Annotated in this window: 11 protein-coding genes; 4 read left to right on the top strand and 7 right to left on the bottom strand. The window is 57.8% G+C overall.

The window, feature by feature from the left end; translation table 11 throughout:
* Nucleotide 1 precedes the first annotated feature (1 nt).
* From K6958_RS03005 to sctW, 7 genes are read right to left on the bottom strand one after another with little or no spacing between them, the layout of a single operon-like run.
* The gene (locus K6958_RS03005; protein WP_249893270.1) at nucleotides 2-1,030 is read right to left on the bottom strand and encodes a FliM/FliN family flagellar motor switch protein; all 1,029 of its coding nucleotides are present in this window, start codon (nucleotides 1,028-1,030) and stop codon (nucleotides 2-4) included.
* Nucleotides 1,027-1,695 (bottom strand): type III secretion system HrpP C-terminal domain-containing protein, encoded by a 669-nt coding sequence (locus K6958_RS03000; RefSeq protein WP_249893269.1) that lies wholly within the window; start codon nucleotides 1,693-1,695, stop codon nucleotides 1,027-1,029. Before K6958_RS03000 ends, K6958_RS03005 begins: the two co-directional genes overlap by 4 nt.
* The gene (locus tag K6958_RS02995) at nucleotides 1,692-2,153 is read right to left on the bottom strand and encodes a hypothetical protein (protein WP_249893268.1); all 462 of its coding nucleotides are present in this window, start codon (nucleotides 2,151-2,153) and stop codon (nucleotides 1,692-1,694) included. Before K6958_RS02995 ends, K6958_RS03000 begins: the two co-directional genes overlap by 4 nt.
* The gene (gene sctN, locus K6958_RS02990) at nucleotides 2,137-3,495 is read right to left on the bottom strand and encodes a type III secretion system ATPase SctN (protein WP_249893267.1); all 1,359 of its coding nucleotides are present in this window, start codon (nucleotides 3,493-3,495) and stop codon (nucleotides 2,137-2,139) included. Before sctN ends, K6958_RS02995 begins: the two co-directional genes overlap by 17 nt.
* Nucleotides 3,489-4,346, bottom strand: coding sequence for an FHA domain-containing protein (locus tag K6958_RS02985; RefSeq protein ID WP_249893266.1), 858 nt, complete (start codon nucleotides 4,344-4,346; stop codon nucleotides 3,489-3,491). The genes sctN and K6958_RS02985 overlap by 7 nt, the downstream gene beginning before the upstream one ends.
* Nucleotides 4,346-6,556 carry an FHIPEP family type III secretion protein gene (locus tag K6958_RS02980; protein WP_249893265.1) on the bottom strand — a complete coding sequence of 737 codons (2,211 nt, stop codon included), beginning with the start codon at nucleotides 6,554-6,556 and terminating at the stop codon, nucleotides 4,346-4,348. Before K6958_RS02980 ends, K6958_RS02985 begins: the two co-directional genes overlap by 1 nt.
* Nucleotides 6,557-6,579: 23 nt before the next feature.
* Complete coding sequence (gene sctW / locus K6958_RS02975; RefSeq protein WP_249893264.1) at nucleotides 6,580-7,701, bottom strand: type III secretion system gatekeeper subunit SctW; 1,122 nt, start codon at nucleotides 7,699-7,701, stop codon at nucleotides 6,580-6,582.
* A gap of 286 nt (nucleotides 7,702-7,987) precedes the next feature.
* On the opposite strand from sctW, the gene K6958_RS02970 reads away from it, so the two are divergent.
* The 4 genes from K6958_RS02970 to K6958_RS02955 all read left to right on the top strand — a co-directional run bounded on the left by K6958_RS02970 (nucleotide 7,988) and on the right by K6958_RS02955 (nucleotide 14,493).
* Nucleotides 7,988-8,527, top strand: a complete 540-nt coding sequence (locus K6958_RS02970) for an RNA polymerase sigma factor (protein ID WP_249893263.1) — start codon at nucleotides 7,988-7,990, stop codon at nucleotides 8,525-8,527.
* Between the two features lie 100 nt (nucleotides 8,528-8,627).
* Nucleotides 8,628-10,127 carry a PAS domain-containing sensor histidine kinase gene (locus tag K6958_RS02965; RefSeq protein ID WP_249893262.1) on the top strand — a complete coding sequence of 500 codons (1,500 nt, stop codon included), beginning with the start codon at nucleotides 8,628-8,630 and terminating at the stop codon, nucleotides 10,125-10,127.
* A 7-nt stretch (nucleotides 10,128-10,134) separates the two neighbouring features.
* The gene (locus tag K6958_RS02960) at nucleotides 10,135-10,776 is read left to right on the top strand and encodes a response regulator (RefSeq protein ID WP_249893261.1); all 642 of its coding nucleotides are present in this window, start codon (nucleotides 10,135-10,137) and stop codon (nucleotides 10,774-10,776) included.
* Between the two features lie 177 nt (nucleotides 10,777-10,953).
* The gene (locus K6958_RS02955; protein ID WP_249893260.1) at nucleotides 10,954-14,493 is read left to right on the top strand and encodes an AAA domain-containing protein; all 3,540 of its coding nucleotides are present in this window, start codon (nucleotides 10,954-10,956) and stop codon (nucleotides 14,491-14,493) included.
* Nucleotides 14,494-14,570 lie beyond the last annotated feature (77 nt).

Genomic DNA, 14,570 nt, shown 5'->3' with positions numbered 1-14,570 from the left:
GTTATCCGCCGTGACCGAGGGGATTAATACTGCCTGGTAGCATATGGGTGATCTGCAAGCCCAGCCGCCCCTCCACATCCACCAGCTCGCCCTTCGCCAGCGGAAAATCGCCGTGACACAGCAGCGCTTCGCCCGGCTGCACGTTATCCACCATCACCGTGCTGCCGGCGCTCAGGTGCTGTAGCTCTCCCAGCGTCAAACGCAGCTGGCCGCAGCGCACCGTTAACGCCAGCGACAATCCATCCAGCGCGGGCGCAGGCTCGCTCTGCCACGCCTCGTCGGGCGGCGTAGCCGGGGCCATATCATCGTTATCGTAGGGAAAAGTCACAGGCGCGATCTCCAAATCAGAAAGAGTAAAAAAGGCACGATCCGCCTCGCCGTTCAGCGCGCCGGTCAGGCGTACGCCAGCCAGTTGCAGCGCCCCTTCTCCATACGGAGAAAATGCGGCGCGCGTCGGCAGCAGCACATCTTCCGGCTGTAGCTGACGCAGCTGCGCAGCGCTCAACGTCAGCGCGCCAAGGGTCAGCGGAAAGCTCAGCGGCAGCTGAGGCGGCAGCGCCGCCGCCTGCGGCAGCCAGCCCACCTTATCCAGCAGGCGGTTCAGCGTGGCAATCGATGCCATCAACATGCTTTCTGAGTGGAATTCGCCAAGCCTGAGTTCCAGGCGCAGCGTAAATGGTGCATCGTTTTCCTCACCGGCCGGCGCCAGATCGCCCAATAGCGCCTGCAATTCCGCGCTCAGCCCCTGATTAAATAGCGGCCAGTACCAGGGCGTGACGGCCACCTCGGCGTGCGGTAACGCCGGGCAATCAGCGATCAGCGCCAGCGCCGCCTCCGCATCGCTTAACTGCAAAATCCCGCTGCTACAGCGCAGCGCCAGCCATTCTCCCTGCGGCTGCGGATCGGCCGTGAGAAAAAGCGCCAGCTGGCCCGCCTCGCCCGCTACACGATAGTGAAAGCGCAGCCCGCTCCCGATACGCCGACGCAGCTGCGCCTCATCCATTTCCCGACGCGGCAGAGAGAGTTTCATGCCGCCCCCCGCTGCTCAAAGCGCAGACGCACCCGGCTAGCCAGCCGACGGCGCAGCGCCTGGCGACAGCGTTCCTGATGCGCTTCCAGCGTGTTCAGCGCCGCCGGGGAAAAGCGCAGCGCAATATCCCAACCGCCTGCGGGCAGGTGCTGCAAGCGCGCATCCACTTCGCCAAGACGCGGCAGCAGTAGCGTCATCGCCACCGGCCCATCCGGCTGACGATCGGTTATGCGTCCCAGTTCTGCCTCCAGCGGCTGCCAGAGCGCCATCGGCGTAGCGACCGGCGCGCTGTGCGTAGGCGGCGGCGCATGACGCGGCTGCGTATGCAACTCCACGCCACCGCTGCTAAACAGAGGCGTCGTCGGAGCATTATCCAGCAGCGCGCTGAATAACATGCTGTCCGGGCTGGCGGATGGCGACTCATCGCTGCGTTTCGCCGCGCTGCTTTGTGTATGGCCCTGGCTGCGCTCGCTGCGAGATTTATCCGCGCCGCGCGACAGCGGCTTCGTCTGCGGTGTCTGTTCCGGCTGCGGCTTCGGGCGGGCGGGCGCGTTGCGCGCAGCTTCACGCGCCTGCGGGCGTGGCTCGCGCTGTTGCGGCTCCGGGCGCGGCTTCGGTTCAGGGCGCGGCCTGGTGGTCATGGCGCGATCGGCAAAAGGATTCATGATGGCACCTCATTTTCCTGCATCAGCATCTCCAGCTTTTCCAGTTCCCGCTGACGCTGCTGAGTTTCCATACGCGCCGCCGCCAGCTGCTCGCTTTGCATGGCGCACTGCGCGGCGCTGTCACGCACCGCCAGGCGTTGATGCTGCACCGCCTCGGCGGCTTTACCCTCTTTTTGCAGACCGCGCTGCAGCTGCGAGAGTGGCTGATGTCCCAAATAAGCGGCGTCGAAGCCGGCGCGCAGCGTCTGATAATCGCTTTGCCGCTGCGTCAGCTGCTGGCTGGCGGCCTTTTCCTCCGCCCGCAGACGCTCCAGCTGTTGTTCATGCTGACGCTGCTGGCGCTCGCTGCGGCGCAGGCGCTGACGGCGAATCGGCAGCAGCAGAGCAAATGCGTCGCGCAGGCCGGCGGCGGGATCTTCCGTTGCCGGTTCTTCAATGGGATTAATTCTCTGGCGCATGTTGGCTTACCTCTGAAAGATGGTGCAGCGTCGTCTCCCAGCCGCTGGGCTCGCGCGTGGCCTGACGCAGATAGCCGTTAATCACCGGCTGCGCTTCTACCGCCGCATCGGTCATCGCGTCGTGGCCGGGCTGGTATTCCCCAAGGCGGATCAACATTTCCACCTGCTGCCAGGCCGCCATCATGCGGCGCAGCTGCGTCGCATCGCGCATCTGCTCGCGGGTTACCACGTTGCTCATGGTGCGACTGAGACTGGTCAGCACATCGATCGCCGGATAATGGCCACGTTCCGCCAGGCGGCGCGACAGCACGATATGACCGTCGATCAGCGATCGCACTTCGTCGGCCACCGGATCGTTCATCGAGTCAGCTTCTATCAGCACCGAATAGAGCGCGGTAATCGCCCCTTTCTCCGTCTGTCCGGCGCGCTCCAGCAGACCTGGCAGTAGGGTATAGACCGACGGCGGCAGGCCGCCGCGTCCCGGCGGCTCGCCCAGCGCCAGACCGATTTCACGCTGGGCGCGGGCAAAGCGGGTCAGGGAATCGAGGATCAGCAGCACGCTTTTACCCTGCTCGCGAAAAGCTTCGGCAATGGCGGTGGCGGTAAAGGCAGCGCGGGCGCGCTCCATGCTGCTGCGATCTGAGGTGGAGCAGATCAGCACCGTACGGCTGCGCAACTCCTCATCCAGCTCATGATCGAGGAACTCTCGCAGCTCACGTCCACGCTCGCCGATCAGCCCAAAAACAATCGCATCGCAGGGGGCGTTACGCGCCAGCTCCGCCAGCAGCGTGGTTTTGCCGCAGCCCGCGCCGGCAAACACGCCCACGCGCTGGCCGACGCCGATGGTCAGCATGCCGTCGATAGCGCGCACGCCGGTCGGCAAGGGATCAGAGATGCGCGGGCGGGCGGTGGGCGGCGGCGCGTCGCCCAGCACCGGAATGGTCTGTTCCGCTTCGCCCGGCAGCGCAAACGCGCCAACGCCCTGCCCGTCTATCGGCCGGCCAAAGCCGTCCAGCACGCAGCCCAGCAGCGCATCGGAAACGCAAATACTGTGCGGCAAATAGAGCGGCGTTACCCGTGCGCCCTGGGCGATGCCGTCCAGCGGGCCCAGCGCCGACAGCAGCGTATGCTGCGGGTTAAAGCCCACCACTTCCGCCATTACGCTCTCTTCCGCATCGCGCTCAATACGGCAGAGATCGCCGATGCGCGCGCGCGGCAGGCTGCATTCCAGCAGAATGCCGCTGATGCCGGTAATGCGACCATATATGCTGACCGCATTGGGCTGACGCAGCCGCTGCTGCTGCTGGCTAAACCAGCTATCAAGATCCTGACTCATTACCATTTCACCGTAATAGGATCGTGCCCGCTAAATTCGATTCGATCGTCAGTGATCGACACCAGCCGCAGATCGCCAATCTGATCGCCAATAAATAAACGATCGCCTTCATCGGTCACGATATTGGCGCGTGACCCGGTGGCGATCTGCACAATACGAAACGGCAGCTTTTTCTCCAGCGGCCGCACCGCGCTGGTTACCGGCGCAGCGGCGCTGTAGCGTGCGTAGAAGCGGGTCATCATGCGGTTAAAAACGGTGATTTGCGGTTTGGTCAGGGTGCCGCTCAGCAGCAGACGATCGCCCTGACGGGTGATTTTTACGCTGTTGGCGAGATCGCGCTCGCGCAGCATGATTTGCAGCGGCGCGCGCAGATCCTCCACCGTTCCCCAGGCGGGACGCGTGCTTTCGCCGGCGGTCGGCTGGGCGACCGTCGGCTGTAATATCCAGCTCACCACGGTAAAGCTGAACAGCAACAGTAGAGCGAACATCACGCCACGCATCCAGCGCGGCGTACCGCTCGCCACTGCCTCTTCCGCCACGGCGGCGGCAGGCGTAAAGGCGCTGGCAGGCAGCGCGGCCGCTTCATGCCACGGCGTGCTGGCCTGCGCCACGCACAGCCAAACGCCCGCCAGCGCAAAGGGTTCTTCCAGCGTCACCGGCTGGCCGTCGCTGGCCTGCTCCGTTTCCGCCAGCCACCAGCTATCCTCGCGGCGATGCAGCCAGCGCTCGCTGCCGGCCAGGCTCTCATCACTGAGCAGCAGATCGGCCTGCGTCGATGCGCCAATCTGCCAGCATTCGCCGCTGAGCGGCAGCGCGGCTCCGCAGTGCAGCCCCGACAGTACGCGCAGTTCAAACATTATTCTCCCTCCCAGGTGGTGAGTGAATAAAAGAGAGCATCCGCTTCCAGACGCCCCAGCACATGCACCGCCAGCGCCGGTTCCAGCTCAGCAAACGAAAGCACCGGAACCTGATGGAAGGATTCGGCGATCAGCGCGCGCAGCGGGCCGCGCAGGTCCTGCGCCGCCAGCAGCACCGCCCGTTGTTCGTTGCCGGTGGTGAAGGCGTGCCGCATTTGCTGATGCACTGCCTGGATCTGTTCCTGGCTCAGAGCGAAGAAAAGATCGTTTTGCGTCTGACGCAGGCTGTCGCGCAGTCCCTCTTCCAGTTCCGGCGCCAGCAGCCAGGCGTGGATGCCGTCCGCCTGGCTGTATTGATAGCAAAGGTGGGTTTTCAGCGTAATGCGCACCTGCTCGGTTAGCAGAAACACATCGCGCTCATGCTGGCCATGCTCGATTAACGCTTCGGCGATGGCGCGCACTGAACGTAGCGGGATACGCTCTGCCACCAGCTTTTGCAGCACGCTGGAGAAGCGCGCCAATGGCATCACGCGCTGTAGCTCCTGTGCCAGCTCCGGCTGTTCGCTCTCCAGCCAGCCCATCAGCGCGCGGGTTTCCTGCAGGCCGATAAAGTGCGGGCTGCTGGCGTGAATGGCGTTTTCCATCCGTTTCAGCAGCAGTTCGGCGGCGCTCCAGCGCGTTACCTCTTCATTTTCCAATAGCGGATGATCGGGCGGCAGCCAGAGATAATCGCTTTCCTGACGCGTAGCCTGGCCCAACGCGGGTTGTGGCGCGGGCAGCGCTGCCGCCTGCGCGGCCTCATCCCCGGCCGTTTCCGGCAGCGCCGGCGGTTCATCGCTTTGCGCCAGCTGGCGCTGCTCTTCTTCGCTCAGGCTCTGCAGCCAGCGCGCCTCTACGGCGAGGCAGGCGGTATTAAAGGTGCCCACCACTTTGGGGATCTCATAGACTGAAAAGCGGAACTCATCCGCGCTCAGTTTGTCGCTGAATTCAATATCAAACGCTGGCAGGGTAAAGCCAAAGTTGTAGACGATGCGGTTGCGCAGACGACGGATCTCCTGTACCAGATCGAGGGTTTCCGCCTTGCCGCGACAGTCGGTGGGGAACTGGATTAAATAAGGCCGCGTCGGGTTGAACTGGCGCAGATCCTCCCGGCCATTCAGCTCTGGCGGGATCACTTCGTTTTCGATCTGCGGCTGCGCCAGCCGCAGCGTATGTCGCGCGCGCCACACCTGAAAGCCGCCGCTGCTCAGGGTAATCAGCGCCAACAGGGTAAACACCATGCCCGGCATCCCCGGCACCAGCGCAAAGCCCAGCATTCCCATTGAGGCGAGGATCCACGCTTTCGGCTGACTGGTAAGCTGTTCGGCGATTTCGCGGCCGATATTGGGCGCCTCAATGTTGTCGTTGTCTGAGGAAACGCGGGTAATGATCATCCCGGCGGTCAACGAGATCAGCAGCGCCGGGATCTGAGCAATCAGTCCGTCGCCAATCGTCAGGATCGAGAAAACGTGCATCGCCTCGCCCGCCGACATCCCCACCTGCAACACCCCAATGCTGATGCCACCGATCAGATTGATAAACAGGATCACCAGCGCGGCGATGGCGTCGCCCTTCACGAATTTCATCGCGCCGTCCATCGCCCCGAACAGCTGGCTCTCTTTCGCCAGATCGCTACGGCGCGCTTTGGCCTGATGCACATCGATCAACCCGGCGCGTAGATCGCTGTCGATCGACATCTGTTTGCCGGGCATCGCGTCGAGGGTAAAGCGCGCCGCCACCTCCGCCACGCGCTCCGATCCTTTGGTGATCACCAGAAAGTTCACTACCGTCAGGATCAAAAACATCACCATGCCCACCGCCAGGTTGCCGCCGACCACGAAGCTGCCGAACGCCTCCACGATATGGCCTGCATCCTGCTGGATCAGGATCTGGCGCGTTACGGAAATCGACAGCGCCAGACGAAACATGGTGGTTAACAGCAGCACCGCCGGGAAGGTGGAAAACGCCAGCGGCTTCGGCAGATACATCGCCAGTACGATCAGCAGCGAGGAAAGGCAGATATTCAGCGCAATCAGCGTATCGATCAGCGCCAGCGGCAGCGGAATAATCAGTATAAATACCAGCGCCATGGCGAAGGCGGCGCCGACAATCTCTGAGCGCTGCATGGCGCTGATGGCGATTTTATTCAGGATTAAAAATAAGCCGTTCATCTTACGTCTCTCTGGCCTGGCGCTCAGGCGCCGCGCGCCTGTTTACGTTCATTATTCAACAGCGTGCTACTGTGGCTTGCCAGCAGCGCCAGGGTAGTTTTGCGTCCATCTTTGACTTTCCACAGCGCCAGCGGCAGGCTGCGTACCAGCGGCAGTAGCGCATTAAAAAACATCGACAGCTGGCGGGTGTTGGCGTGCGCCACTATCTCGTCGCCTAACTGCTGTAAATCCTGTTGCCAGGCGCCGTGTTGGCTGAGATGCAGCAGGCGACGCGTCAGATCTACCGCGCTGACGGCATGCAGCGTCATTTTGCCCGCCATGCGATTCAGCAGTTTCTGGCTCTCTTCCAGCGTATGCCTCACCTGACGCGCTTCCGCCAGGCCGATCTGAATATGGCGCAGCGCGCCGGTGCTGATGGAGGAAGCCAGCGCGGCGATGTCATCCGCCAACGCCCGCTGTAAGGTGCGCAGGCCAGAGGTAAACTGCTGCGGTTCGGTATGCGCCAGCAGCAGATCAACCATGGCGATTGCTGACTGCTGATGAACGATGCTGTCGTAATAGAGATTGCGCAGCGTCTGGCGCTGCTGCGGATGCGCGCTAAATTCCGCGAAAGCGGCGGCGGTGTTCAGACCGGCCCGCAGGCGCTCGCCGTGTTGAGTTTGCAGCGTCTGCAAATGGTTGTTGATAGTGTGGCAAAGTTCATCGTCGCCCTGCTCGCGCGCTTCGCGCTCCATTACGCGCAGCAGCAGATCGCAACGAGCCGGATCGTTATCCAGCTGTGCCAGCAGCTCATCGGTATCCGCCGGCGGCTTACGCTTGAGCGCATCGCGCAGCTGGCTGAGATGCGCATCCCGCCGCGCCTGGTCACCGGAATCAAGCATCGCGTAAAGTTTATGCAGTTGGACCTTGCCCAGGTTTTGCCGGTGGCGCAGATGCTGCTGCTGCGTGCGGCGCTGCTCGGCCTTTTTCTGGCTTTCAGCACGCTCGGAGAACATCAGCCCCACTTCTTCTTTCATATCGTTGGCGCTGGCGGCAGCCGTGTTTTCCGCCGCCCGGCTGGCGTTTTTCTCCGGGCCGCTGTCGGCCGCTTTCATCAGGGCTTTAAAAGGGTGTGGCATCAGCGGCAGCGTTGGGGTCTTCAGCATCGCCCGTTCCTCATCAGGTTGACCCCGGTTATGTGGCGCTTCTGCGTGTCGGGTTCCCTGAAAAAGGAAATAAAAAATTCTCACCGCGCCGAAATAATTAAGTCAGGAAACTTGTGTAAAAAATGGCACAGTAAATAAAACCCTTTTTGCCGTTTTTTTCTCAGAAATATCCTGGTTGGTTAATCCACAAATAATAAAAACAAGCTGTTAGTTGATTTATTTCTCCTGGCACAGCGCTTGCTATAGCCAATGCGTTCCCGTAGCCAATTCCCCTGGAGAAAATAATATGATCAAGGTCACAGCTAACCAGCCAATTACCGTTCCTGCCGTTGCTATCGACTGGACGGACGTTTTTAAAAAAAATAATAAGAAATTACTGAATTTCATCCGTAAGCGCGTGGCGAATCATGAAGACGTAGAAGATATTGCGCAGATGACCTGCCTTGAGGTACTGCGCAACGGTCATAAATTTATCGGCGCTTCGCGGCCGGAAACCTGGATGTTTGGTATCGCGATTAATCTGATTCGTAATTATTATAAAAGCCAGCAGGGACGCTTTTTATTTGATACGCTGAACGATGATATTCTTACCGATATGCATTACGACAGCGATCCGAGCGATATCACGGAAAATGAACGCGTTTTAGGCGCTACGCTGGCCTCGATCGAAACGTTGCCGGAGGATCTGAAAACGATGCTATCCATTCTGGTCGGCCATGACGGCAGCTATCAGGATGTCGCGCAACAGCTTAATATTCCGGTAGGGACCGTACGCTCGCGACTTTCCCGCGCCAGAGAAGCGTTAAAAAACCGCGTTTATGCCTGAGATTATTCTGACATCGCGCGGATAAGGTCAATCTGGTGGGAAAGTTTATTCTGTTGGCACGGCGCTATAATTTTAGAACGCTGATAAATGATGTCAGAAAATGGAGATCGCATTATTGCAGAATTATTCTCATTGCCTTAATCCCGCGCTGACGCCGCCTGATAGTCTTTCATCTATCGCGCTGGATCGTATTCATGATGCGATTTATTTAGTGGATCGCAATCTGCGCATAAAATATGTCAACGAGAAGGCGTGTAAATTAATGGGATATTCCCCGCACGCCTTAATGCGGCTTAGTTTCGCCGTTATCGATCATGAATTGCAGGATGATGACGTCACCGCGCTATGGTGGAAATTGACCATGCGCCCGGAGGGCATCACCTTTACCTCACAGCATACGCCGAGCCGGGGAGAACCGATTTCCGTTCAGGTGAGCTCCAGCCATTATCTGCATGGCGGCGAAGCGCATGCGCTGTGCGTGGTGCGCGACGTGCGCGAGCTAAAACAGAAAGAGGCGGTGCAGCTGCTGCGCGAGAAGCAGTTCCGCGCGCTGGTAGAAAACTCGCCGGATATGATCGCCCGCTTCGATCTGACACTGCGCTGCGTTTACGTCAATCCGCCGGTGCTGAAATGGTTTGAAGGGCACGAGCAGGAGATCTATCGTCGGCAGCTAACCGAAGCGGTGCCGCATAACGAGACCGGCATGGCGCTGCTGCGACTGGTATCGCAAAGCATGGCGAGCGGCAGCGAGGCGGAAGGCGAGCTAACGCTGACCCAGGGCAGCCGCCGACGTATTCTGCACGTACGCAGCGTGCCGGAATTTGATCTGCACGGCGAGCTGGAAAGCGTGTTGACGGTTGGACGCGATATTACCGGCATCCGCCTGGCGGAAGAGGAGCTGCGTGAAGCGCATCAGCAGTTGCGCCTGCTGGCGCGTAATCAGGAGGCGCAGCGCGAGGCGGAGCGCAAACACCTCGCCCATGAGATCCATGATGAACTGGGGCAGCATTTGACCTCGCTGCGCGTCGGCCTGTCGCTGATCCGCATGCAGTCGCCGCAGGCGGGCGAAGCGGTGCATCAGCAGGTAGATAACCTGATGCAGCTGGTCGACAGCACCATCCAGGTCGTGCGCGATGTCTCTACCCGCCTACGCCCGAATATGCTCAACCTTGGCCTGGTGCCGGCGCTGGAGTGGCTGCGCGATGAGTTTAACAAGCACAACACCACCCGCTGTATTTTTATCCCGCCACAGCAGAAAGCGCTGCGCCTGAGCGATGAGTGCGTGACCGCCGCCTTTCGTGTGGTGCAGGAGTCGCTGACCAACGTGCAGCGCCATGCCAAAGCCAGCAGCGTTTATATCTTTGTGAAGCAGGATGGCGATAAACTGCGGATTGATGTAGTGGATAACGGCAAGGGCTTTGATATGCAGCATGTGCGGCCTAACGCCTGGGGGCTGCCGGGCATGGTGGAACGGGCGGCGATGCTGAACGGCGAGGTGTGTATCGACAGCCGTCCCGGCGAAGGCACGCGCGTACAGTTGAGTTTTCCGCACCGCGCGCGCGGCCTTTCCCGCGCCCTGTTTAACAAGATTGATAAGTGAGCGACCCATGACGCAAGCCATACGCCTGATGATTGCTGACGACCACGCCATTATGCGTGAGGGGCTGAAGCAGATTTTCCTGCTGGATGACGGCATTAACGTGGTCGGCGAGGCGGCAGACGGCGGCCAGGTGCTGGAACGGCTGCGCGAAGGCGGCATCGATCTGCTGCTGCTGGATATTTCCATGCCCGGCATCAGCGGCGAGGATCTGATTAACCGCATTACCCTACAATATCCGGCGCTGCGCATTCTGGTGCTGAGCATGTATAACGAGCCGCAAATCGCCCGCCGGGTGCTCTACTGCGGCGCGCTGGGCTATATCACCAAGGATAAAAACCCGGAGGCGCTGCTGAGCGCGATTCGCCAGGTGGCGCGTGGCGCGCGCTATATCGATCACGAGCTGGCGCAGGAGATTATTTTTTCCCAGTATCAGAGCGGCGATCGTCCGCCGCATGAAAACCTGACGATGCGCGAACGGCAGATCATGATTATGCTGGCGCACGGCGAATCGATAAACGCCATTGCCGACGCGCTGGTGATCAGTAATAAAACCGTCAGCACCTATAAGTCACGGCTGATGAAAAAAATGAAATTCACCACCAACGCCGATATCGTGAAATACGCGATTAGCCATCATCTGGTGCAGTAGCATGGGGCATAGATATCAACGAGCGTACGCGCCCACCATGCTACTGATAGCTGGTGGTATACCCGTTGCAAAGAGAAAGCACCTTGCCAGCGACGGGCTAAAACTTTAGCGTTATGATAAGCGAAACTGATTAAAGACCTGCCAGGGTCAGAAAAGCATAAGGCAAGGATGAAAAGTATGAGTGCAGCAAAAGCCGGACAATGGCTACGCTACTGGCGCAATTCACTGGCAGACGCTGAAAGCGGCAGTGGCGCAATGACCCATAAGGCGCTGAGCGAATACCAAAAAGTACCGGCAGAAATAATCGGGCAAGGCTACCTGGACAAAGAAAGTGACGTCCTGAACCTGCTGTTTAAAGACGTTCCTGATGAGAAACAATTTATCAAGCTCACGCTGCGCCCTGCGGCTTATCGGGTTAAGCAGGAACATGAGCACAGCAAAAGTAGTTCTTCCGGTTTCCCTGAGACAATAACGCCAGTCATCTGCCCTGTCTGGCTTAGCCGCGAGGGACATTTTCTGCCTGCCGGCAAGCCACAAATCCCGCGTGATCTTCTCTCTCCTCAGTATGACGATAAGTTTACGTTGGCCTCCGTTCAGGATCTTGACCGTTTTCTGGATCAGCAAACGATACAAATTTATAGCGAGCAGGAAGCCAGTGCGCTCTTCAGCAAGCAACCCGACTTCGATAAAGAAACGTCTCCCTGGGGTCTTTATCTTGCTTCGGCCCGTGAGCTGTTCAAGCTCTGCGACAGAGAACGGCTTAAAGCGCGCTATACCAACCAGAACGGTGGCTATCTTAAAAAAATCGAGGATGCTATCAGCGGAAGCTACCAGATTTTAAAACTTTACGACTGGCTGGCTGAGTGCAAAGCGTCGCTGCCGCTGGCGGAAAGCTACGCGCTTGAAAACAACACGCAGCATTCTCCTTGCGTCAATGCGCTGACGCAGCTGGTGACCCGCGCAGGGCATTCCAATTCACGTTTTCCTCTTGCCGCTGCCCAGCGCGATGCGTTGGCCCAGGTTATGACCATGCAGCCCGGCGAGCTGCTGGCCGTTAACGGCCCACCCGGCACGGGTAAAACTACCTTTGTCCTCTCTGTTGTTGCCTCGCTATGGGTAGAGGCCGCATGGAAAGAAACCCAACCGCCATTGATTATCGCCGCCTCAACTAATAATCAGGCCGTAACCAATATTATCGAGGCCTTTGGCAAAGACTTTGAAGAGAATAATGATCCGTTAAGCGGCCGTTGGCTGCCAGAAATGAAAAGCTACGGGGGATATTTCCCTGCCCCCAGCCTGGAAGGCGAAGCAGCAAAGCATTATCACACTCCCTCCTTTTATAAGCTGCTGGAAAATGAAGACTACGTAGACCGCGCGGAAAGTGCCTTTTTGACCCGTGCGCAAGCGGTTTTGCAAGACACGGGCCTGACAACGGTAAAACAAGTTAAACAACGGATTTGGAAGGAAATTAATGCCTGCTATCAATTGATGGCCGAGCTTGAAGTGAGCTGGCAAAATTTTGATACGCTGCAACTCAAGCGTCAGCAGATGGAACCTGAAAAGAGGCGGGCCGCTTTACAAGCTGAGCTATTAACTCTTAAGCAAGATCTTACCGGCGTTGAAGATAGCCTTACTGGCTGGCTGAAATTCTGTGCAGATGAATCACTGCTGTTGAGCTTACTGGATGTCGTCCCTGCCGTAGCGAACAAACGCAGGGCTAAGCGTAAGCAATTTATCAAAAATAACTTTTCCTCTCTGGCCTGTACGCTGGCTGATGATTGCTCCGCTGAAAGGCTGGAATCCAGACTGGAAGATTGGCTTAAAAAGCAACGGAAGAATATCGAATATTTGGAGCAACAGCTGGGTCAAATAGCGACTTTACAGAAGCAGTATCAGCTGGCGGAAGAGGAGTGGCTACAGCTAAGCGCGCCTTTTAGAAATAAGAAAACAGCAACGGCTTCTTTGGATGAAATTGACCGCGCGCTGGATATTTCTTTACGCTTTCGCCTGTTTCAACTGGCGGTACATTATTGGGAGGCGCGCTGGCTCCTGGACTATCAAGAGCACGACCGCGAGATGCTGATTAAAAACCGCAACGGCAATGATGCGCAGGGTCTGAAGGCGGTGCGTGCCCGCTGGGCGCGTCGCATGTGCCTGACGCCCTGTATTGTTTCAACGCTTTATTCTCTGCCTGGATATATGACCTATAAGGTCTTTGAGAGCGAAGGCGTTTTTAATAATGAATATCTGATCAATGAGATCGATCTGCTGATCATTGATGAAGCGGGACAGGTGGCGCCAGACGTTGCTGCTGCCTCTTTTGCGTTGGCCAGGCGTGCGCTGGTGATCGGTGATGTGCATCAAATTCAGCCCGTTAGCAGCCAGTCGCCGGTGATTGATATCGGCAATCTGATGCAGCATCAGCTATTAGCTAACGCCGCTGACTACAATGAGCTTTGCCAACAGGGTCGTTCCGTTGTTGAAGGTTCAGTAATGCAGATTGCTCAGCAAGCCAGCCGTTATCACTATCTGCCGGAAGCAGAAGCAGGTATGTTTTTGAGAGAGCATCGACGCTGTTATGACGAACTCATCTCTTTCTGTAATGAGCTGTGCTACCACGGCTTGCTGGAGCCTAAACGTGGAAGCGTCGATGCCGCAGAAAAGCGGCCGCCTTTTCCGGCGTTAGGCTATCTGCATATAGACGGTCTGGCCGAATCTCCTCCTGCCGGCAGTCGCATTAACCGTCTTGAAGCCAATACCATTGCCGACTGGCTGGCAGATAAGCGCGCTGAGCTGGAAGCGTTTTATGGCGCTAAGCTGGAAAATATTGTCGGCGTTGTCACGCCGTTTAAAGCGCAGGAGCGACTCATCGCTGAAGCCTGTAAAAGCCGTGGTATTGATGTCGGACGCACCGAGGGGAAAATGACTGTTGGAACAGTGCATGCACTTCAAGGGGCTGAACGCAAAATCGTTCTTTTCTCTGCGGTTTATTCACGCCACAGTAATGGCAGATTTATCGATAAAGACAGTTCAATGTTAAATGTCGCCGTTTCACGCGCCAAAGATAGCTTTCTTGTTTTTGGCGATATGGAGGCTATTGATGCCTCTCCACGCGGAACGCCCCGACATTTACTTGGCGAATATTTAGCCAGGCGCACCGACAGCGAGCTAATTTTTTCCGTAGGCGCACGTCCTGACTTGCTATTAAGCTGCCGCGAGCCGCGGGTGATTAATAATGCGGAAGCGCATGATGCATGCCTGACCGAAATCCTACAGCTGGCGCAGCAACGGGTAGTCATTGTCTCGCCTTGGGTCTCACTTTTCAGGCTCAGGGAAAGTGGGATATTGAGCACCATGCAACAGGCCGTGAGGCGCGACATTAGCGTCGAACTCTACACGGACTATCGCTTTAATACGTTCACAAACAATCGTTTTGATGAAGAGAAAAATACCCAGTTCAGCGCTTGCTGTACGGAGCTGACAGCACATGGCATCGCCGTGCGCGTGGTTAACAAAGTGCATAGTAAGCTGCTGATGGCAGATAATAATTTTATCTGTATCGGTTCTTATAACTGGGCTAGCGCACAGCGTCAGGGAGAGTATAAAAATTTCGAAACATCAGTACTGTATAGCGGCGAGCTGAAAGATGAGATTCATATTCAACTGGCTTCTTTACAGGAGCGTATTCGCAGCGATTTTTCTGCTGAAATGACTTAGGGAAATAAACCACGGGCTGTAGCGGTTTAATAAAGCAACCGGTAACGCCTTCCGAAGCGGGAGGCGTTACCAGGAAG

The sequence above is a fragment of the Mixta hanseatica genome, assembly GCF_023517775.1.
Lineage (GTDB): Bacteria > Pseudomonadota > Gammaproteobacteria > Enterobacterales > Enterobacteriaceae > Mixta > Mixta hanseatica.
Note: the sequence above shows the minus strand (reverse complement) of the source record. Positions and strands in the feature narration are given on the sequence as shown.

Bases quoted from the DNA above. Each gene is read 5' to 3' on its own strand.
- K6958_RS03005 (WP_249893270.1), bottom strand. From the start codon at position 1,030: ATGAAACTCTCTCTGCCGCGTCGGGAAATGGATGAGGCGCAGCTGCGT.
- K6958_RS03000 (WP_249893269.1), bottom strand. From the start codon at position 1,695: ATGAATCCTTTTGCCGATCGCGCCATGACCACCAGGCCGCGCCCTGAA.
- K6958_RS02995 (WP_249893268.1), bottom strand. From the start codon at position 2,153: ATGCGCCAGAGAATTAATCCCATTGAAGAACCGGCAACGGAAGATCCC.
- sctN (WP_249893267.1), bottom strand. From the start codon at position 3,495: ATGGTAATGAGTCAGGATCTTGATAGCTGGTTTAGCCAGCAGCAGCAG.
- K6958_RS02985 (WP_249893266.1), bottom strand. From the start codon at position 4,346: ATGTTTGAACTGCGCGTACTGTCGGGGCTGCACTGCGGAGCCGCGCTG.
- K6958_RS02980 (WP_249893265.1), bottom strand. From the start codon at position 6,556: ATGAACGGCTTATTTTTAATCCTGAATAAAATCGCCATCAGCGCCATG.
- sctW (WP_249893264.1), bottom strand. From the start codon at position 7,701: ATGCTGAAGACCCCAACGCTGCCGCTGATGCCACACCCTTTTAAAGCC.
- K6958_RS02970 (WP_249893263.1), top strand. From the start codon at position 7,988: ATGATCAAGGTCACAGCTAACCAGCCAATTACCGTTCCTGCCGTTGCT.
- K6958_RS02965 (WP_249893262.1), top strand. From the start codon at position 8,628: ATGGAGATCGCATTATTGCAGAATTATTCTCATTGCCTTAATCCCGCG.
- K6958_RS02960 (WP_249893261.1), top strand. From the start codon at position 10,135: ATGACGCAAGCCATACGCCTGATGATTGCTGACGACCACGCCATTATG.
- K6958_RS02955 (WP_249893260.1), top strand. From the start codon at position 10,954: ATGAGTGCAGCAAAAGCCGGACAATGGCTACGCTACTGGCGCAATTCA.